Consider the following 21,901-nt stretch of genomic DNA (forward strand, 5'->3'; position numbering starts at 1 on the left):
CCAAATTTTGTTTCTGTCATGAGTAAGACGGTGAAACCGTCTTGGAGTTTTCCTGTACTAGAAGCTATATCGGCTTCTAGTAATAATGCTACTACGATAAGTCCATTCTTTTTAACGTTGTAAAAATAAGAGTGCATTTAAGAAATGGACTTTTATGAGATAGTAATGGATGCTAGCAGCTTCGCAAAGCGAATCTCATGGCTAATGCTATAGAGAAAAATCATTTCTAAAGGGAGACGACTGAAGTCGTCTCTTTTTTGTATAAAAAATAGGAGATAAGTCTTGACAAAAGATGAAAAAAGGGTTATTTTATAAAACGTAATATTTACGATTTAAAAAGGAGATATATATGAAGCCAACTAGAAAACAACTTTGGATGGCAAGCTTAAGTAGTGTTATTGCACTTAGCGCTGCAGCTTGTGGACTATTTCAAGGACAAACAGATAACAATTCTCAACAGCAAGTTGAAGAAACAACTGTGTCAAATGCTCAAATGACTAAATTTGAAAAACTTGCAGAAGAAATTAAAAATAATAAGCCAAAAACAATTGTGGGAGAAGTATTCGAAAATGGATACTTAAAAAAACATGGAGATCACTACCATTTTGTATATGGAGCTCCTCCAGCAGATGCTATTTATGAACAAAAAACTTCTGCAACTGCAATTAGTTCTGCAGATGATGGATATGTCTTTAATCCAAATGATATTGTAGAAGAAAATGAAATGGGATATGTTGTTCGCCACGGGGATCACTTCCACTTTATTTATAAAAATAATGCGCAACAAACGATTGCTACAACATTGGCTACAAATTCAGTAGCGAATGAACATCATGAAGAAGATGGGTATGTATTTGATAAAAAAGATGTTGTTAGTGAGACAGAAACAGGATATGTCGTAAGACACGGGGACCATTTCCATTTTATATTTAAAGATAAACAAGGAAATCCAGTAGTAACTACAGAACACCATGAACACGAAGGTGAGCACCATGAACACGATGGCGAACATCACGACCACGAAGGTGAACACCATGATCATGACCATGATGGCTATGTATTTGATAAAAAAGATATTGTTAGTGAAACAGCAGAAGGTTATGTAGTGCGCCATGGAGACCATTTCCACTTTATTTATAAAGATAAAGATGGGAAACCTATTGTAAGTAATGAACATCATCACGAAGGCGACAAACATGAGCATGAAGGAGAGCACCACGACCACGAAGGTGACAAACATGACCATGAAGGTGAGCACCACGATCACGAAGGTAACAAACATGACCATGAAGGTGAGCACCACGACCATGAAGGTGACAAACATCATCACGAAGGTGAACACCATGACCATGATGGGTATGTATTTGATAAAAAAGATATTGTTAGTGAAACAGCAGAAGGTTATGTAGTACGCCATGGAGACCATTTCCACTTTATTTATAAAGATAAACAAGGAAATCCAATTTTAGAGAACCACGACCACGAAGGTGACAAACATGAACATGAAGGTGAGCACCACGACCACGAAGGCGACAAACATGAAAATGAAGGTGAGCACCACGATCACGAAGGTGACAAACATGACCATGAAGGTGAGCACCACGATCACGAAGGCGACAAACATGAACATGAAGGTGAACACCACGACCACGAAGGTGACAAACATCACCATGAAGGTGAACACCACGACAAAGATGACCACGAAGGTGAACATCACGATCATGACCATGATGGCTTTGTCTTTAGAAAAGAAGATATTGTAAGTGAAACTGAATCTGGATATGTAGTTCGTCATGGCAATCATTTCCATTTTGTTTATAAAGATAAAAATGGAAAACCAATTTTAGATAATCACCACCATGAGCATGAAGGCGAAAAACATGACCACGAAGGTGAGCATCATGAACATGAAGTCGACAAACATGAGCATGAAGGTGAGCACCACGATCACGAAGGCGACAAACATGACCATGAAGGTGAACATCACGACCATGAAGGTGAAGTAACTTCAGATAACCATGTTTCTACAATTCTAAATGAAAAAGATTTAAATGAAAAATCTCCAGAAGTTCAAAAATATTTGGACTACATTGCTTATGCATATGGTGTTGAAAGAGATTCAATTAAATTAGAATCAGCATATAAAGATGGAAAATATGTAGGAAAAGTATTTGCTTTCCAAAATATGGAACAAGGTCAAGATAAAACACATATTCATCCTTGGGCGATTCCATTACGTAATTTTGAAGTACCAAGTTCAGATGAATCGATTGATCCTGAATTAAGATTCGCACAAGAAATTGCTTCTTTAGCAAAACGTATGGGAATTTCTGTAAAAGACATTCGTATTTTAGGCGATAAGTTTGAAGTACCACATGGAGATCATAGTCACTCTCTAAAAATTCAAAATATTGAAGGTGCTAAAAAATATGTTGCGAATAAATTGAAAGAAATTACGCCAACTTATATTGCTGGAGATTTAGATACAAAAGCAGTTGAAAGTCAAATTGAAACATTAGCAAATAAAGCAGTTGAAAAATATAAAACTCAACCTGTTGAATTAAGCCGTATCCTTACAAGTTTACGTGAAATCAAAGAACGTTTAGATGAAAAAGGAAATTCAACTCAAGGATATTTAGAGTTATTAAAACAATTTGATGAAAAATATATTGAAAAAGCATCAACAGTTACAACGCCAGAACTTTCTAAAGAAGAGAAGGCTCTAAACGCATTACACGAAAGTATTATTCGTACGATTAACGATTTAGATTTAACGGATTATAATGTCACAAAAGATGAATTAAGAGCTGCAGCGAATAAAGCTATCGAAGCGAAAGATATGAAAGCTTTAGAATCTGTAAGAGATTATGTACAAGCATTACAAGATGCGAATAAGCGTCTTGGAGTTGAAGGTATGAAGTATTTATACTTCTTAACACAACATGTTCAAGATAAACCATTACCGTTTGAGTTAAGAGAAAAAGTTTCTGATTTAATTGCAAAATTATCGAAAGCAAAATTCATTCCTGGTGAAACAGGAACAACTGAAGCGATTATTAGTCCATCGTATTTTGCCACAAAAGAAATCAAAAAAGCTCATGAAAATCCAGCTGAAAAAGTGGATACACGAGTTGGTGAAAAATACAAGGCAATTGCAAAACCAGATGATGAAGAATCGATGAGTAAATTAGCTGAGATGAAAGAAATGGCTGAAATTGCGTTGGATCAAGAAGATAAAGATAATTCAATCCCAACTTCAGATTTCACTGAAGAACTATCTGAAGAAGTGAAGAAAGATTTAGCAACACCAAAATCAAAAACTACAGCTACAACTGAAAATAGTACAACTCCAAAAGCAGAAGAATCAACTGCTAATGAAGCAAGTGCTCCAGTGGAAGTTGAAAAACCAGTGGTTACTGATAAAGCAGAGGAAACAGTAGCACCTACTAATACAACAGCTACACCACAACCTGCAACGTCAGCTAGTGAACAACCACACGCTTAATTTGTCGATAAACTGATAGCCAAACTACTTGTAGAACATACATATAGTGGCAATCGAAAAAGAACCGAATTGTACCGAATTCGGTTCTTTTTTTATAAACTTTATTAATATTTTTTATATTTTGAAAAAACTATGTAAATTTTTAGAAGTAAAAAGTTGATAATAATTCTTATAAATTCATGAAAAGCATTGTTTTTATAACAAAGAAAGCGTATTCTTAAATTGGTTAAATAATGATTTAATCAAAAAAACTTTTGCGTAAAGAGGGGATAGCTATGAATAAAAAAGTTAGTAAGACATTATTATCTACAGTCCTTATTGGACTTGTGTTATCTCAACAAGCTGTTGAAGCTTGTTCTGCATTTATTATTGGTAAAGGACTAACAAAAGATGGTTCGTTCTTGTATGGACGTACGGAAGATTATCCATATCCACATGAAGATGGAACTCAACAACATACTCATAATAAAAATTTCTTTGTAAATCCTGCTAAGGATTATAAAGAAGGAGATGTTTTATTAGATGCATCTACTGGAACTGTTTATCCTCATTTAAAACATGAATATAAATATACAGTAGTAGCTGATGATTCAAGAGATACAAAAGAAGGTATTTTTTCAGAACATGGGTTTAATGAACATGGGGTTTCAATGACTGCAACAGTAACTGCTACACCACGTAATGAAGTGGTGGGGGGTAAAGCTCCAAAAGTAGCAGCAGATGGACGAGTGTTGGAAGGACCAGAAAATGAAGTTGAATATCCAGCAATTGATCCATTAGTTGAAACTGGAGTTACTGAAGCGATTGTAACAGATTTAATTTTACCACGTGTAAAAACAGCTAAAGAAGCAGCTCAATTATTAGCAAAAGAAATTGATGAAAAAGGATCTGCAGAAGGAAATATTATTGTTTTTGCCGATAAAAACGAATTATGGTATATGGAAATTTATTCAGGTCATGAGTATGTAGCGTTTAAATATCCGGACGATAAATATTCTGTATTCCCAAACACTTATTTCCTAGGTAAAGTAAATATTAATGATAAAGAAAATATTATTGCTTCAAAAGGGATTATTGAAACAGCTAAAAAAGCAGGAGTATTTGTAGGAGATGAAAGTAAAGGTGAAATTGATTTAGCTGCTACTTATGCGCCACCTTTAGAAAATGGTGACCGTTCACGTGTATATGCAGGAATTAAGTTGTTAAACCCATCTTCTAATGTGACATATCAAGATAGACGTTATGAATTTTTACAAGATAGCCCAAGAAGAGATTTTACTGTAATTGATGGATTAAATGTTCAAAGAAACCGTTTTGAAACATTAAACGGAGAATTAGTACCTGATGACCAAGTTCCAGGTTATGATACTAAGAAAGATTATAAACGAAAACTAGCAGACCCATCAGATCCAAACTATGGTAAATATGCTTATGCTCCAGGAAATGAAAATGTGATTGATCCGCACGTATATCAAATTCATAACAAATTACCACAATCATTAGGTGGAGTAATGTGGTTAAGTTTAGGTCGCTCTCGTAATACACCATATGTTCCTTATTTTGGTAGTATTAAAGATACATTTGAAGCTTATAAAGTAAGAGGAAATAAATATGATGCTAATTCTTGGTATTGGGTAGCTACTAATATTGATACAATGGTGATGGATCATCCAGAATTATTTGGAAAGACTATTCGTTCAAATTGGGAAAAAATGGAAGCATTATTAATAGATTATCAAAATCAATTAATTGATGAATATACAGGTAAATCTGATGATTATGTAAAAGAACATGCTGATGAATATACTGCTAAATCAATTGCAGTTGCAAAATCTGTCTTCCAATTAATGAAAGATGTAGAAGCTAAGATGGAAAAAGCTGTTGAAACAAAAACACCACTAGCAAGTCCATTTATCGATGTAACACCATTAAAAGAAGTATTAGATCGTCTACAACCTGCTGCAACTCAACCAGCTGAACCTGCTGAAACAACAACAGTTGCACCAACGACAAATACTTATGTTGCTTCAAATAATCAATCTTCAACATCTTCTAATACGACTCAAACAACATCTGTTCAAAAGAAAGGTTTTGATGGCAAACATTATATTAATGAAGAAGGACAAAAGGTAAGTAATCAATGGGTTTATGATGTGACTTATCAAAGTTGGTTCTTTATTGATTCTAATGGAGAATATGTTGAAAATAAATGGGTTGGAGATTACTATGTAAAATCTGGCGGATACATGGCGAAGTCAGAATGGATTCACGATCAAAAATCTAATGCTTGGTACTATGTAAATTCTGAAGGAAAATATTTAAGAAATACTTGGGAAAAAATTGGTAATAAATGGTATTACTATAATGGCTCAGGTAAGATGGAAAGTGATTGGGTATTCTTAAATGGAAAATGGTTCTACTTAGAAGAAAGTGGGGCAATGAAAGAAAACCAATGGTTTGAAGTCAATGGAAAATGGTACTATGTTGATGCATCAGGTGAATTATTAGTCAATACGAAAACTCCTGATGGATACTATGTAAACGAAAATGGAGAATGGGTTTAATTCTTTAAAGTAAATAAGGAATCCATTAGAATTGCTAAATTCTAATGGATTTTCTAATTTAATAGCAGTATACTTGTAGCAGTATTGCTAAAAGGAGCTAGAATTAAATGGGTGTAATCATAAATGTTATTGCGATTGTGATAGGTACAATCATTGGACTGCAATTAAAACGAGGAATGTCTGAAAAGATGTCTTCTCATATTATGCAAGGTCTTGCATTAATCACGTTTATCATTGGATTAAAAGGTGCTTTAGTAGATCAAGATATGATTTTGTTAATTGTTTCGATTTCATTAGGAGGATATCTTGGAGAAATGATGCAATTAGAAGAGAATATTCGAAAATTTGCAGAGTGGGTTCAAGATAAACTATCAAAAGAAGGTTCCAAAAATCAATTGGCAGAAGGTTTTGTGTCAGCTGTATTGATCTTTTGTGTTGGAGCAATGGCAGTAATGGGTTCTCTTGAAGCAGGACTTCGAGATAATCATCAAATTTTGATTACAAAAGCGATTATTGACGGAATTGCATCCATTATTTTGGCGACAACAAAAGGAGCAGGTGTAATGTTATCTGCATTGGCCATTCTTTTGTATGAAGGTGGGATGATGGTTCTCGCTCAATTTGTAGCACCGTATTTAAGTGAATCCATTGTCTATGCGATGTCTGCAGTGGGTTCTTTATTACTCGTAGCATTAGGATTAAATTTATTAGAATTAACAAAAATAAAAGTCATGAATTTTTTACCTGCAATGTTTTTACCCATTTTGCTAATTCCATTATTTAGTCTCATTCGTGGATAAATAAAAATAAGAGAGTGAATAGGATACAAAATGTATTTCTATTCACTCTCTTTTGTAATATGAAATATTTAAGCTAATTGAATGGCTCCAAAACTATTTGGTCCTACTACAACTCCGTAAGGAGTAGGGTAAAATTCTCCTTTTTGGTAACGGATATCTCCTGAATAGTTTTCAATAAAATGAGCAGAATTATCTAAGTTGATAATACATAGTAAATTACCACGTTTATAAGCGATACATCCATTTGTTACTTTAACGATGTCACATTCTGCTTTAAAATCTTCTTGATATTTATGTCTAAAGTTTGTTAATTCTTGATAGAAAGCTAAAACTTCATCATCTTTATTTTTAAGGTTGAAAGTTTGACGATTATAAGGGTCTCTAAAACCATACATACCAATTTCATCTCCATAGTAAATACATGGAACGCCTGGAAGAGTAAATTGGATAAATGATGCAATATAGAATCTGTCTTTTGCTAATTGATATTTGCTAGCAGTCAGTTTATAATCTGGACGTTTTTCAACAGGAAATTCCTCAGGATTTTCAAATGCTAATACGGTTAAAATTCTTTCTGTATCATGACTAGATAATAGGTTCATTAAAACATCTAATGCTGGTTTTGGATAGTTTTCTAGTAATTCTAATAAAGCTAGAGAAAATTTACGAGCATCCTTATGTTTTACATACTGAATAATCGCATCTCTCCATGGATAATTCATGACACTATCAAATTGTTTTCCTAGGAAATATCTTCTTCTTGTATTGTATGAGAATTTTGTCGTAGCATCTTCCCATACTTCTCCTAATAAGAAGCAATCTGGATCTTCTTGTTTTGCAGATTTTCTTAATTGATCGATAAAACAATCAGGGAATTCATCTGCTACATCAATTCTCCATCCACTAATTCCTAATCGTTGCCAATAAGGGATGACACCATTTTTAGCATCAAACATAAATTCTTGATATTCTTTATTTTCTTTTATAACTGTTGGTAAATTCGTGAACCCCCACCATGATTGATACACATTTGGAAACTCATTAAAAGTAAACCATGGATAGTAAGGCGAATCTTGAGATTGAAATGCTCCAATACTGTCATAATGCCCATAACGGTTGAAATAAATACTATCTGCACCCGTATGGCTAAATACACCATCTAATGTAATACGAATATCGTTTTCTTTAAATTCTGTACATAAATCTTTAAAGTCTTGTACAGTTCCCAAATAAGGATCTACATTAAAGTAATCAGAAGTAGAGTAACGATGATTTTCAGGACTTTCTACAACCGGATTTAAGTAAATGCTATCAATTCTTAATTGTTGGAAGTAAGGTAATTCTTCTTGAATTCCTTTTAAATTTCCCATAAAGAAATCTTGAGCTCGATAATTTTCATGAGTAATTGAAGAATAAGGGATATCATTCCAATCATCATGTCTTACTCTAATTTCTTCATTAGCTGCGAGAGTTGCTGTATATTGTGGACTCTTTTTAAAGCGATCAGGGAAAATTTGATACATGATACTTCCTTTCATCCACTCTGGAGTTTGGAAATCTGCATCGTATACAGTTAATTGCCAAGAAGCATAAGATTGTTCTTCCATCGTAAAGACAGCATTAAATTCATGTTTTTTCAAATATCCAATAGAGTCATCAAAAGTAATTTCAAAATCATAAAAATATAATCCAGTTTCTAATGGTGGAATTGTAACGTTATATTTACGAGATTGCTCTCTTAGAATATCTGTAGGTTTTAATGCGTAACTTGTTTTTTCATGAGTAAAATCATTTAATAAAATTAAAGAAATTTGTTTAAAATAAAAATCTTGGTGAACCCATACTTCAAAAAGAATATCTTGAGAAGAAGAGACTGCACCTTTAGGATGTTTATCTTGAAGAGGATTAAATTTAAGCATGCTATAGCATCCTTTCTAAAATTGTTTTATTAATTTAATTGTAGTATAAAATCCGAAAAAAAGAAACTGTTTGTGAAAGAAATGTTTTAATAGAAGAGAATAATAAAACGCTTTATTTTTTTTGAGAAAAATTGAAAAAAATATACGAAAATAAACAAGGATATGCTATAATTAAGCCATAAGTAAACGAAAAAAATACGATTAAAAGCTTTTTGTTGGATAAAATAATGAAAACGCTTATCGTAAAAAGTAAAACGTATTGATTTTAAGAAGGGAGGTATGCGTATGGAACATACTTTGGACAAATATTTATTTCATGAAGGAAAGAATTTTCATGCCTATGAATTTTTAGGTTCATTCCTTGAAGAAAATCAATGTACGTTTAGAGTTTGGGCCCCACATGCACAACAAGTATTTGTTTCGGGAGATTTTTGTGGGTGGAATCCAATAGCATATGAGTTAACAAGAATAACTAATGAAGGGATTTTTGAAGGGATTGTACCAAATGTTCAATCCTATGATGCCTATAAGTATGTCATTAAGACTTCAGATGGAAGAATGTTATGGAAGTCAGATCCTTATGCAAGACATGCACAAACTCGTCCAGAAACAGCTTCTAAAGTATATGAAAATCAAAAGTATAGTTGGAACGACGAGAGTTGGGTTAAAAATAGAACGATTCCTTATCAACAACCGCTTAATATTTACGAAGTTCATTTAGGTTCATGGAAGCATAGTGAAAATGGAGGATTTTGTAGTTATAGACAAATTGCAGATATGTTAATTCCTTATGTAAAAGAGATGCATTACACGCATATCGAGCTTCTTCCAATAACAGAGTATCCATATGATCCTTCATGGGGGTATCAAGTGACTGGTTATTTTGCAGTGACATCTCGTTATGGAACTCCGGATGATTTTAAATATTTAATCGATAAAGCTCATCAAAATGGCATTGGTGTCATTTTAGATTGGGTACCGGGTCATTTTACAAAAGATGAATTTGGATTGTATGAATTTGATGGACAATGTTGTTATGAATACTCGGATGAACGAAAGAAGGAACATAAATCGTGGGGAACACGAGTGTTTGATTATGGACGTGGTGAAGTTTGTTCTTTCTTATTCTCAAGTGCTAATTATTGGATTAAAGAATTCCATCTAGATGGCTTACGAGTAGATGCTGTTAGTTCAATGTTATTTTTAAATTATGATCGTCCAGAGCATTTAGCTGCTAAAAATATTTATGGTGGAAATGAGAACCTAGAAGTGTTGGATTTCTTTAAAACTCTAAATCAATTTGTTAGGGAAAATTATCCAGGTGTTATGATGATTGCCGAAGAAGCAACAGCTTATCCTAAAATTTCTGCGCCTGTAGAAGATGGTGGACTCGGTTTCCATTTTAAATGGAATATGGGATGGATGAATGACAGTTTAGATTATATCGAAGAATATCCAATTTATCGTCAATGGTCTCATAATAAATTAACATTTTCAATGTGCTATGCATTTGTAGAAAACTTTATTTTACCGATTTCTCATGATGAAGTTGTTCATGGAAAGAAATCATTATTGGATAAAAATCCTGTATCTTATGATGAAAAGTTTTCGAATTTTAAAACATTTTTAGGGTATATGTTTGCACATCCTGGGAAAAAATTAACGTTTATGGGGACAGAAATCCCTCAATTTATTGAATGGGATGAAAAACGAGAGCTAGATTGGTTTTTACTAGATTATCCTCTCCATAAACAAACACATGATTATGTGAGAAATTTAAATGAGTATTATCAAAAAACTCCAGCATTGTGGCAACAAGATGGAGGTTGGGATGGTTTTGAATGGCATGTCGTAAATGATGCTTCTCATAATGTGTTTGCATTTTCTAGAAAAGCAATAAATGGACAGGAGGTTCTAGTAGTTTCTAATTTTTCTGGTGAAAATTGGAATCAATATTGGATTGGGTTTAATAGTGAACGTAGTTATAAAGTTGGTTTAAACTCGGATGATGAGAAATTTGGTGGACAAGGAATTCAACATACACAGTTAAAAACAATTGAGCAACAATGTGGGGAATTTCCGTATACACTTCAGATTGATATTCCGGCTTTTTCAACAATATATTTTGAACGAATAAATTAATAATGTGGGGGATGTACATATGGCAAGAAAAAAAGAAATGGTTGCAATGTTGCTAGCAGGGGGCCAAGGGACTCGTTTACAAGTCTTAACGCAAGATATGGCTAAACCAGCTGTACCTTATGGTGGGAAGTATCGAATTATTGATTTTCCTCTATCGAATTGTGCAAATTCTGGAATTTCAACAGTCGGTGTATTAACACAATTTAAACCTTTAGAGTTAAATTCATATATGGGGAATGGTCAACCTTGGGACTTAGATAGAATGGATGGAGGTTTGTCTATATTACCACCTTATACAGCAGGTAAAACTGGGGAATGGTATAAAGGAACGGCACATGCAATTTATCAAAATATTAAATATATTGAGCAATATGAACCTGAATATGTCTTAATTTTATCGGGAGATCATATTTATAAAATGAATTATAATAAGATGCTTGATTTTCATAAGGAGAAAGAAGCAGATTTAACAATTGCTCATATTAATGTTCCTATGGAAGAAGCTCATCGTTTTGGTATTTTAAATACAGATGAAGATTTAAGAATTATAGAATTTTTAGAAAAACCAGAAAATCCAATTTCAACAAAAGCATCAATGGGGATTTATATTTTCAATTGGAGAGTTTTACGTGAATATTTAATCCGTGATGAAGCTGATCCAGAAAGTGAAAAAGATTTTGGTAAAAATATTATTCCTAAATTATTAGAAGAAGATAAAAAGATTTTTGCATTTCCATTTGAAGGATATTGGAAAGATGTAGGTACCATTGAAAGTTTGTGGGAAGCAAATATGGATTTAATTAAAGCTCGTGAAGCATTTGATATTGATGATACTACATGGAGAATTTATTATCGCCATGAAGGTCGTTTACCACAATTTTTAGGGGAACATGCTGATGTTCAATCTTCTATGATTTCTGATGGTACTTTAGTATTTGGACAAGTAAAAGATTCAATTATCTCTTCAGGAGTAGTCATTGCTGAAGAAGCTGTTGTAAAAGACAGCATTATTATGCAAAATGCAACTATTGAAAAAGGGGCTAAAGTCTATCATTCCATTGTAGCGGAAGGAGCAGTTGTTAAAGCAGGCGTGTCCATTGGACATGAGAAAATAGAGTTAGGAAAAGATATGATTACGGTAATTGGGCGTAATGAAGTCGTTACTGAACCAAAGAAAGCGGGAGGATGCTAAAATGATTAAAGCTTTTGCAATTTTATTTGCGGATAATTATAGACAAGATGATTTACACGGATTAGTTCGTTCAAGAACTTTAGCTTCTCTACCAGTTGGTTCCAGATATCGTTTAGTAGACTTTATGTTATCGTCCTTGGTAAAAGCAGGAATAGATAATATTGGAATTTTAACAAATCATAATTATAAATCCTTAAGAGATCACGTAGGATGGGGAAAAGATTGGGATTTAAATAGAAAAAATAGTGGCTTAACTTTAATTACACCATTATCTAATTATTTATCACCTCGTATTCCACAAAACAAAATTGAAGCTTTAGTAAATACAATGGTTTATACAGAGGATTTAAAAGAAGAATATTGTATTTTAGCAGATACAAATATTATTGGAACGATTGATTTTAAAGAAATGTTTCAATATCACGTTGATACAGGGGCAGATATTACCGTTGCTTATCACTATCGTAAACCTGAAATTGGAGAATCTCAAATCATTTTTGATAAGGATCATAAAGTATATGAAACCTTATACCACTTTAATGGTGGTAGAGAAAAATGTGCCACTCAAGTAAAAATTTATATTATGACAAAGGAATTATTAAATGCCATTATTAAAAAAGGAATGACGCTTGGATGGGAAGATATTTTACGAGACTATATTTCTAAAAATTTGGATACTTTAAATGTTAATGCATATGAAATTAAAGGATATTCAAAAATTATTAATAGTGTAAAAGATTATTTTGACTTTAACCAAGATTTATTAAAACCTGAAACACTGACAGCTGTCTTTGATAGTGGAATTGATATACTAACGAGAGTACAAGATAGTGTTCCTACACGATATGGGGATCATTCGGAAGTCAAAAGTTCCTTATTAGGAGATGGTTCTTGTATTAATGGTACAGTTGAAAATAGTATTATTTTCCGTGATGTTATTATAGAAGAAGGAGCGGAAGTGAAAAATAGTATTATTATGGCAAATTCTATTATTAAAAAAGGTGCGAAATTAAATTATGTGATTACGGATAAAAGTATAGAAGTGCCAGAGAATAAGGAATTATCAGGAACAAGTGAATGCCAAGTCATTGTAGAAAAAAATAAATGTGTATAATCTTTAGGATAGCTTCCAGTTTGGGAGCTATCTTTTTAAATTCTTATGATAAGCGTTTTATAAAATACTGGTGCTTTTTACTGGCTTATCGTATAATGAAAATATCTGAATTTAAAAATTAGAAAAGGTTGTGCATCCATGAGAAGACGTACGATGTTTCTTTTCGTCTGCACGTTTTTAGTGATTTTTTTTGGCGCTGCTCGAATTTTTTATCTTAGCCAATCGGAAAAATTAAAGGCTAAAGATTTAGCGGTAGAAATTGCTGCACAAAAAGTTCAATTCACCAAGATTACAGATTTTTATTGGTTTAATACGGAAGAAACTTATTATTCATTAGCTGGAATTACAACAGAAGGGCAACAAATGTATGCCATTGTTTCTCCGGATAAGAAAGAAGTAACCGTATTACAACAGGATGCTGTTATTAATGAACAAGAAGCACGCTCAATCACAAAACAAGCGAAAAATACAGATGAGATTTTAGAAGCAAGATTGGGAATGATAAAAGATGAACCAGTATGGGAAGTCAATTATCGGACAAAAAATCAACGAATTGGATATTATTATATTTCCGCCAAGAATGGACAATGGATTAAAGATATTGAAAATATTTAAAGGTGGGTTATTATGGTAAAAATCTCGAAACGTGTCGCTAAAATACTTCCTTCGGGTACTTTAGCAATGACACAAAAAGCAAGAGAGTTAAAAGCATCAGGAAAAGATATTATTAGCTTATCAATTGGTGAGCCAGATTTCAATACACCTGAAAAAATTACAAGAGCGGCAATTGAATCATTATTGAAACATGAAACCGATCATTATACGCCTACTTTAGGCTTAGATGATTTAAGACAAGCCATTTGTGATTTTCATTTAAGAAAAGATGGTGTGAAAGTTGCTAAACAACAAGTAGCTGTTTTTGCTGGAGCAAAATTTGCGTTATATTCTGCCTTTCAAACATTAATTGACCCAGGAGATGAAGTTTTAGTTCCAGTTCCGTATTGGGTAAGTTATGCAGAGCAAATTACATTAGCTCAAGGTATTCCGGTATTTGTGGAAACGAGTGAAGAGAATGCTTTTAAATTAACGGTTGATTTGTTAGAAAAAGCTTTAACAGATAAAACAAAGGTATTAATTTTAAATTCTCCTTCTAATCCAACAGGATTAACGTATTCAAAAGAAGAATTATATGAAATTAGTCAATGGGCATTAAACCATCAAGTATTTGTTATTGCTGATGAGATTTATTATGAATTAGTTCATGATGTGCCAAGTATTAGTGTAGCAAGTCTATCTGAAGAAATTCAAAATAATACATTAGTCATTAATGGATTATCAAAGTCTGTTGCAATGACGGGTTGGAGATTAGGATATGCCTTTGGTCCATTGGAAGTGATTCGTGCATTGAATGATTTAACTAGTCATACAACGAGTAATCCAGCTGCAGTCGTTCAATATGCTGCAATTCGTGCTTTTCAAGAAGATTTACAAGAAGATAAAGAAGCGATGCGCCTTCAATTCCAAAAGAGAATTGAATTATTTCATGCACTTATTCAGGAAATTCCTGGTATGTCATGCGTGAAACCAGGTGGAGCCTTTTATCTATTTGTTAATATTCAAGAAGCGATGAAAATAGTTGGAGTTGAAACTTCAGATGCATTTGCATTAAAATTATTAGAGGAAGTTGGAGTGGCGACTGTATCAGGTGAAAACTTCGGTTGTACTGGTTACTTGCGATTAAGTTGTGCAAGTAGTGAAGATGAACTAAAAAATGCCGCTCAAAGAATGAATCAATTTGTTAGAAATTATTTGTAGAAAGAGGGATTATTTTGAAAAAAATCAGAATGAACCAAGCAAAAGATTATGTGGGACAAACAGTCCTTATTGGAGCTTGGGTAGCTAATAAACGTTCAAGTGGGAAAATTGCTTTCTTACAATTGCGTGATGGAGCAACTTATTTTCAAGGAATTGTTGTAAAAAGCGATGTTCCAGAAGAAGTGTTTGAAATTGCTAAATCATTAACACAAGAAACAGCTGTTTATGTAACAGGTATTGTACAAGAAGATACTCGTTCAAGATTAGGGTATGAATTATTAGTAACAGGATTAGAAGTGATTGGGGAAAGTCATGAATATCCAATTACTCCAAAAGAGCACGGTACGGACTTCTTAATGGACCACCGTCATTTATGGTTACGTTCAAGTAAACAACATGCGATTATGCAAATTCGTAATGCTATTATATATGCTTCATATGAATTCTTTGATCAAAATGGATTTATTAAATTCGATAGTCCAATTTTATCTGGAAATGCAGCAGAAAATACAACTGAATTATTTGAAACAGATTATTTTGGAGATCCAGCTTTCTTATCTCAATCAGGTCAATTATACTTAGAAGCTGGAGCAATGGCATTCGGTCCAGTATTCGACTTTGGACCAGTATTCCGTGCTGAAAAATCAAAAACTCGTCGTCACTTAACAGAATTCTGGATGATGGATGCTGAATATCCATTTGTGACTCATGACGAATCATTAGATTTACAAGAAGCTTATGTAAAAGCATTAATTCAAGGAGTTTTAGACCGTGCTCCTCATGCTCTTGAAACATTAGAAAGAGATGTTGAATTATTGAAGAAATATGTAAGCGAACCATTTAAACGTATTTCTTATGATGAAGCGATTGATTTATTACAAGCTCATGAAGCAGATGAAGATACAGATTATGAACATTTAGAACATGGAGATGACTTTGGTTCTCCACACGAAACTTGGATTTCAAACCATTTTGGAGTTCCAACATTCGTTATTAACTATCCAGCGGATATTAAAGCATTCTACATGAAACCAGTACCTGGTAATGAAAGTCGTGTATTATGTGCGGACTTATTAGCGCCAGAAGGATATGGAGAAATTATCGGTGGTTCTGAGCGTGAAGTGGACTATGATAAATTATATGAAAAAATTAAAGAGAATGGCTTAAATCCAGATGATTATGCATTCTACTTAGATTTAAGAAAATATGGTTCAGTTCCTCACGCAGGATTCGGACTAGGTTTGGAAAGAATGGTAACATTCGTTGCAGGAACGAAACATATTCGTGAAGCAATTCCATTCCCACGTTTATTAAACCGTATTTTCCCATAAAACAGACAATTTCAAACCGATTTTTAGAGTTTCTAGAAATCGGTTTTTATGTCAGAAAAAGAGGTGAAAATTTTGGAACAAACATTTCAACAATTTTGGATGTATCAAGGAGGAACAACCGTTCCAAATCCATTCATCCGATATTATCAACAATTACAAATCACCGCTCAAGAATGCTTGATGCTCTCTTGGTGGTTACAACATTCAACTTCAGAATATTTTCCATTAAATGTAGAAGAAGTCTGTGACGTTTTTTCTATTTCAGAAAATACTTTATTTCAAATCATTCAGCATTTATTAGATCGACAAGTAGTATCCGTCACTCAAAAAGAAAATGAAGAAGGAAAAAGAGAAGAGTATTATAGCTTATCTCCTTTATTCCAACAATTAGAAATTTTACATCGACAAGAAATGGCTAAAAAGTCTGAAAGTGATAAGCCAAATTTAATTTTTGTAATCGAAAAAGAATTTGGTAGACCTATTAGTTCGTATGAAATTCAAATGATTAAAAGTTGGATTGATAAAGACGAATATTCTTATGATTTAATTTTAGCAGCTTTAAAAGAAGCTGTTTTAAATCAAGTATTTACGTTGAAGTATATGGATAAGATTTTATTAACATGGCAAAGAAAAGGCTTCAAAACGGTTCAACAAGTAATTCAAGATAAGAATCGTACGAGAAATGGGCATTTTACAGCAAAAACTAAAGATACAACACCGATACCTCAGGTACCATTAGATAATTGGCTGGATTAATGGAGGAAGGTTATGTTATCAAAAATAAAAACGATTGAAGCAGTTCGAATAATGGGGGATTTATTTCCAGATGCTCATTGTGAGCTAAACCATCGCAATGCTTTTGAATTACTAATTGCAACGATTTTAAGTGCTCAATCAACAGATGTATGTGTGAATAAAGTGACTCCTACATTATTTTAGAGATTTCCAACTCCAGCTCATTTAGCGGCTGCTAATGAGGAGTCAGTGATTGAATGTATTCAGTCATTAGGATTGTATCGAAGTAAGGCAAAAAATATTCGTCTTTGTGCTCAACAGCTAATGGAACGTTTTGATGGCGAAGTTCCTCAAACTAGAGAAGAATTAGTGAGTTTAGCAGGTGTAGGTAGAAAAACTGCAAATGTAGTGATGAGTGTTGCTTTTAATATTCCAGCGTTCGCGGTAGATACTCACGTTGAAAGGATTTCAAAACGTCTCCAAATTTGTAGGCAAAAAGATTCGGTATTAGAGGTCGAAGAAACTTTATGTCGTAAAATTCCGAAAGAATTATGGTCGAGAGCACATCATTGGATGATTTTCTTTGGAAGATATCATTGTATTGCTCGAAAACCAAAATGTCATGAATGTCCATTATTAGAAATGTGTGCGTTTGGACAAAGAGAAGTATAAAATCATTCATTGATTATTTAACATAAAAATTGAAACGTTAACAAAATTTCCTAACAAATTCGTCTTTATTTCTTAGAAATGTTATAATATCAATGTTTTTAAGACTTTTTAACTGACATTTCCCCATTTATATGCTATACTAAAGTTAGTAATATTGTAGATGTGTTGGATTTGGAAGGCCCGTGGGAAGAGGCGATAGAGATGGCACTTAAAGTGACCAAAAAGGTTCAAGGAATCGTTGAAACGGAACTTCGTAAAGGAACCACAAAATCTAGAATTGCACATATATTGGGTATATCATATGAAGAAGTTCTTGTTGTCATTAAACGAGTAAAAGATTCTATCCGCCCAGATGTAGGAGATCGAATTCATTTTACATTTAGAGATCAACAGATGTATGGTGTGATTTACAAGTTACTTTCCAATAGTGCAGTCGTGATTATTGATTGGAATTCTTCTACGACCGTGATGAAAGATATTTGTGAAGACCGCACCATCGTGAATTTTAAAGATATTATTGAATTTATACCAGATGATGCTAAGGCAGACTAATCTTGGATTAGTCTGTTTTTCTTTTAAAGAGGAGGAAAAAGATGGGAAATACGATTGAATTTCCAAATCAAGAAGAATTTTATATTCAAAAAGCAACTCAATGTCAGAAAGAAGATGATTTGATTGGTGCTATTGATTGGTTAGAAAAAGGATATATTAAGACAAATTCGAATCAATTATTAGAAAAATTATGGTCTTTACTATGTCGTAGTCAAGATTGGGCTGAAATTATTTGGCTCGTAGAAGAGTTTGATTTAAAGGAAGAAAAGTATTTATGCGTCTATTTAGAAGCATTAATCTATATGAATCGCTTCAAAGAAGTGAAAGATTATTTGAAACAGTCTGAGTATTTAGAGTATCAATGGATAAACACACTTCAACTAAAATTGATGAATCAACAATTGAAACAGGAACAAGAGAAAGTTGAGCAGTTACAAGAAATAGGGGATGCATTACAGAAAAAAGATAAGATTTTTTCTATAGAAGAAATTCAATATATCACTCAAGTATTAATTGATTCAACATTATCACAAAAGGAATTTGTCATTCAGTTATTTTTACTTCATCCACAGACACCTATGTTTGATAAAGCAATTTTATTAGATGAATGGTTAGATTCAGGAATGTCAAAAACGATTCAATTACTATGGAATGGAGAAATTAAAAGCATAAATCGTAATAATATCTTTCCGATTTCAAAATCTCGCTTATATAAAGAAGAGACCATGTTGTTAAATGAGTTAATGAATCATTTTTCTATAGAAGATGCTATGATATTAGCCCAAAAATGGATGCAAGATACCATTCGATTACATCCTTTTCAGGAAGAGTATATCTCTTCTTTTGAAGAATGGATGAATTATTTTTCAGGAAAAGAAAATTTGACGGAAAGTTTATTTTATGAGGATTCTGTTTTTGTAAAACAATACGAAGATTTTCAAAATAATATTTTAAAATAGAGTCTTTATTCTATAGTAATGAGTTTTATTATAATTGAATACTATAGAGTAAAGTCTTTTTTGGCTATTAAAAATATCGTTAAAACTTATTATTTTAAAAAAAGAATTAGAACGTATATAATAAGATAAAAGCTGTCTGAGAATAGAAAAGGCTGGAGGGTTTCATTATGAAAAAAGGAATCGTAAAATGGTTTAGCAATGAAAAAGGTTATGGTTTTATTTCTGTCACTGATACAGATGAAGATGTATTTGTTCACTTTACAGGGATTTTATCTGAAGGATTTAAAACTTTAAGAGAAGGACAAATAGTTGAATTTGAAATTGCACGTGGTGCTCATGGGCTTCAAGCTACAGGAGTACGGGTGATAGAATCGTAATGATTCGAGTAAAAACGGATGCTGCTGTTAATGGAAATCCAGGTAAAGTTGGAATTGGGATTGAAATTTTATATAAAAAGCAACAATTTTTGTTTAAAGAAAATTCTGAACTATTAATGGATAATCATCAAGCAGAATTATGGGCGATTTATCGTGCGTTAATCATTCTTCAAGAAAAAGAATGGGATCAAGAAATGATTTTTTTGAATTCAGATTCGAAGTTTGCAATGATGGCGATTGAAAAAAATTATACGAAACAAATTACTTATCAAGATATTTTAAAAAAAGTACAGGAAGAACGAAAAAAATTTCCTCAACTATTTTTAGAATGGATTCCTGAAAAGGAAAACCGAGGCGCTGATCAATTAGCAAGACAAGCTTTACAACAAATATTAGGAAGATAGGGAGTTTTCACTATGGAAGAACATGTATTATATTTTAGTAGTTTATGTCCAGATACTAAACCTTTTGTAGAAGAGTTACAAAGACAGAATATTAGTTATCGTGAGGTAGATATCACTGCAAGTATGGCGAATTTAAAAGAATTTATTCGTTTAAGAGATGATAAACCACAATTTGAAGGTCGTAAACAATGGGGAATGGTGGGAGTTCCTTGTTTGGTGACTAAAACAGGACAATATATTTTTGAAATCGGTCAATTAAATGGAACTAGTTGTGAGGCTGTTCCAGTTGAATAGTATTCCGTCAATACTATTCTATTATTTTTGGGGAGTGAATCTTTTATTATTCATTTTAATGGGAATGGATAAACGGGCTGCTAGACGAAAAAAATGGCGAATACCTGAAAGAAGATTATTAACCCTAGGTATGATAGGTGGAGGATTTGGTGGGATATTAGGAATGATCATTTTTCACCATAAAACTCACAGAGTTTATTTTACAATTTGTTATGTAGTAAATATCATTTGTTGGGGAATTGCTTTCCTATATTTTACGAAACAATTTTAAGGGGGAAGAGATGAAGCAACAAAAAGGAATATTATTTGCAATATGGATAGGTCTTCTAAGTGCCCTTTCAGGATTTGTAAATATTACAACATTATTATTATATGAAAAACCTACGACACATATGACGGGGAATGTTTCAGGGGTTTTAATCCATGCGATGTCTGGTGAAACGAGTCATGCACTTACATTACTATTGATTATTATTAGTTTTTTACTAGGTGGAGTTTGTTGCAGAATGATTTTTTCTGAAAAAGTTTTCCGATTTGCAAACCGATATGGAATATTACTCATTGTACTAGGATTGTTATTAGGAATCAGTTTCTGGTTACAGCTAGAAGCTTTATGGATTTATCAATTAGCTTTTACAGTCGGTGTTCAAAATGGTATGTTTATTTATTACCGTGGCATGATTGTAAGAACATCTCATTTCACGGGCTATTTAACGGATACAGGATTTGCGATTGGTAGATGTCTAAGAGGTCATCGTAAGGATAAAATAAAAATAGTTTTTTATAGTTTAAGTCTGTTGTTCTTTTTATTTGGAGGAGCAATAGCATTTGAAATGGCAACTTGGTCTAAAGAATTATTACTATTTGTTATTAGTATTAGTTATGTACTTGTTGGTGGATATTATTTCTTATTCCGTCATTTATATGCATACTATCATTTGTTGGAGGAAGAAGCATGACAGATATTTTAGTTGTAGTGGATATGCAAAAAGATTTTGTTGATGGAGTCTTAGGGACCAAAGAAGCAGTTGCAATTGTTCCTAATGTAGCATCAACGATTCGAGAGTTTTCAGGTAAAGTTTTTTATACATTGGATACTCATCATGAAAATTATTTAGAAACAGAAGAAGGAAAAAAATTACCAGTTATTCACTGTGTCAAAGGAACTCCAGGTTGGAAATTAGATGCAACTGTACAAGAAGCTCTTTTAGAAAAAGAAGCTGTTGGAGTTGAAAAACCTACTTTTGGATCTACAGCATTAATGGAATTATTGAAGGAAGTTCCTTCTATTAGCTCCATTACATTTTTAGGTTTATGCACAGATATTTGTGTCATTAGTAATGTCTTATTAGCAAAAGCAAACTTTCCAGAGGTACCCATTAATGTATACTCTACTTCATGTGCAGGAGTTACCCCTCAAAGTCATCAACAAGCATTGGAAGCTATGAAAATGTGTCAGATTAATGTGGTAGAATAAGTGTAGGTGAAAGAATGGATTCTAAAGAAAAATTAAAAGAACTAAATGT

At 32.8% G+C, this 21,901-nt stretch carries 19 protein-coding genes and 1 pseudogene; 19 read left to right on the forward strand and 1 reads right to left on the reverse strand.

The features are described from left to right. Positions 1-349 precede the first annotated feature (349 nt). The 3 genes from RWR88_RS02960 to RWR88_RS02970 all read left to right on the forward strand — a co-directional run bounded on the left by RWR88_RS02960 (position 350) and on the right by RWR88_RS02970 (position 6,869). Positions 350-3,505: a pneumococcal-type histidine triad protein gene (locus tag RWR88_RS02960; protein WP_314450599.1), complete on the forward strand. Its 3,156-nt coding sequence runs from the start codon at positions 350-352 to the stop codon at positions 3,503-3,505. A gap of 275 nt (positions 3,506-3,780) precedes the next feature. After that, positions 3,781-6,069: a C69 family dipeptidase gene (locus tag RWR88_RS02965; RefSeq protein ID WP_314450600.1), complete on the forward strand. Its 2,289-nt coding sequence runs from the start codon at positions 3,781-3,783 to the stop codon at positions 6,067-6,069. A gap of 107 nt (positions 6,070-6,176) precedes the next feature. Continuing rightward, entirely contained in the window at positions 6,177-6,869 is a 693-nt protein-coding gene (locus RWR88_RS02970; RefSeq protein ID WP_314450601.1) for a DUF554 domain-containing protein, read from the forward strand. Positions 6,870-6,937: 68 nt separating this feature from the next. On the opposite strand, the gene RWR88_RS02975 is transcribed toward RWR88_RS02970, so the two are convergent. Further along, positions 6,938-8,788, reverse strand: coding sequence for a glycoside hydrolase family 13 protein (locus tag RWR88_RS02975; RefSeq protein ID WP_314450603.1), 1,851 nt, complete (start codon positions 8,786-8,788; stop codon positions 6,938-6,940). A 285-nt stretch (positions 8,789-9,073) separates the two neighbouring features. On the opposite strand from RWR88_RS02975, the gene glgB reads away from it, so the two are divergent. The 16 genes and pseudogenes from glgB to RWR88_RS03055 all read left to right on the forward strand — a co-directional run bounded on the left by glgB (position 9,074) and on the right by RWR88_RS03055 (position 21,852). Then, a complete protein-coding gene (glgB, locus tag RWR88_RS02980) occupies positions 9,074-10,930 on the forward strand; it encodes a 1,4-alpha-glucan branching protein GlgB (RefSeq protein ID WP_314450605.1) in 1,857 nt (618 codons plus the stop codon). Positions 10,931-10,949: 19 nt separating this feature from the next. Further along, positions 10,950-12,122, forward strand: a complete 1,173-nt coding sequence (locus RWR88_RS02985; RefSeq protein ID WP_314349734.1) for a glucose-1-phosphate adenylyltransferase — start codon at positions 10,950-10,952, stop codon at positions 12,120-12,122. 1 nt (position 12,123) lies between these two features. Next, the gene (gene glgD / locus RWR88_RS02990; protein ID WP_314349735.1) at positions 12,124-13,236 is read left to right on the forward strand and encodes a glucose-1-phosphate adenylyltransferase subunit GlgD; all 1,113 of its coding nucleotides are present in this window, start codon (positions 12,124-12,126) and stop codon (positions 13,234-13,236) included. 153 nt (positions 13,237-13,389) lie between these two features. Next, positions 13,390-13,851 carry a DUF5590 domain-containing protein gene (locus RWR88_RS02995; RefSeq protein ID WP_314450606.1) on the forward strand — a complete coding sequence of 154 codons (462 nt, stop codon included), beginning with the start codon at positions 13,390-13,392 and terminating at the stop codon, positions 13,849-13,851. A gap of 12 nt (positions 13,852-13,863) precedes the next feature. Next, positions 13,864-15,051 carry a pyridoxal phosphate-dependent aminotransferase gene (locus tag RWR88_RS03000; protein WP_314450607.1) on the forward strand — a complete coding sequence of 396 codons (1,188 nt, stop codon included), beginning with the start codon at positions 13,864-13,866 and terminating at the stop codon, positions 15,049-15,051. A gap of 29 nt (positions 15,052-15,080) precedes the next feature. Beyond that, positions 15,081-16,382: an asparagine--tRNA ligase gene (asnS, locus tag RWR88_RS03005; protein WP_314450670.1), complete on the forward strand. Its 1,302-nt coding sequence runs from the start codon at positions 15,081-15,083 to the stop codon at positions 16,380-16,382. 63 nt (positions 16,383-16,445) lie between these two features. After that, entirely contained in the window at positions 16,446-17,138 is a 693-nt protein-coding gene (locus RWR88_RS03010; protein ID WP_314349742.1) for a DnaD domain protein, read from the forward strand. A gap of 12 nt (positions 17,139-17,150) precedes the next feature. Then, positions 17,151-17,789 (forward strand): annotated as a pseudogene (nth, locus tag RWR88_RS03015) (endonuclease III). Between the two features lie 201 nt (positions 17,790-17,990). After that, the gene (locus tag RWR88_RS03020; RefSeq protein ID WP_314450608.1) at positions 17,991-18,341 is read left to right on the forward strand and encodes a DUF2187 domain-containing protein; all 351 of its coding nucleotides are present in this window, start codon (positions 17,991-17,993) and stop codon (positions 18,339-18,341) included. 41 nt (positions 18,342-18,382) lie between these two features. Next, positions 18,383-19,300, forward strand: a complete 918-nt coding sequence (locus RWR88_RS03025; protein WP_314450610.1) for a hypothetical protein — start codon at positions 18,383-18,385, stop codon at positions 19,298-19,300. A gap of 167 nt (positions 19,301-19,467) precedes the next feature. Continuing rightward, entirely contained in the window at positions 19,468-19,677 is a 210-nt protein-coding gene (locus tag RWR88_RS03030) for a cold-shock protein (protein WP_314450611.1), read from the forward strand. Then, positions 19,677-20,081, forward strand: a complete 405-nt coding sequence (locus RWR88_RS03035) for a ribonuclease HI family protein (RefSeq protein ID WP_314450612.1) — start codon at positions 19,677-19,679, stop codon at positions 20,079-20,081. The genes RWR88_RS03030 and RWR88_RS03035 overlap by 1 nt, the downstream gene beginning before the upstream one ends. 12 nt (positions 20,082-20,093) lie before the next feature. Beyond that, positions 20,094-20,375: a glutaredoxin gene (locus RWR88_RS03040; protein ID WP_314450613.1), complete on the forward strand. Its 282-nt coding sequence runs from the start codon at positions 20,094-20,096 to the stop codon at positions 20,373-20,375. Beyond that, positions 20,341-20,646 (forward strand): DUF1294 domain-containing protein, encoded by a 306-nt coding sequence (locus tag RWR88_RS03045; protein ID WP_314450614.1) that lies wholly within the window; start codon positions 20,341-20,343, stop codon positions 20,644-20,646. The genes RWR88_RS03040 and RWR88_RS03045 overlap by 35 nt, the downstream gene beginning before the upstream one ends. 10 nt (positions 20,647-20,656) lie before the next feature. Continuing rightward, a complete protein-coding gene (locus RWR88_RS03050; protein ID WP_314450615.1) occupies positions 20,657-21,334 on the forward strand; it encodes a DUF1275 family protein in 678 nt (225 codons plus the stop codon). Further along, on the forward strand, positions 21,331-21,852 hold the full coding sequence (locus tag RWR88_RS03055) for an isochorismatase family cysteine hydrolase (RefSeq protein WP_314450616.1): 522 nt from the start codon (positions 21,331-21,333) through the stop codon (positions 21,850-21,852). Before RWR88_RS03050 ends, RWR88_RS03055 begins: the two co-directional genes overlap by 4 nt. Positions 21,853-21,901 lie beyond the last annotated feature (49 nt).

This window comes from uncultured Granulicatella sp., from assembly GCF_963528195.1.
In the GTDB taxonomy this organism is placed as follows: domain Bacteria; phylum Bacillota; class Bacilli; order Lactobacillales; family Aerococcaceae; genus Granulicatella.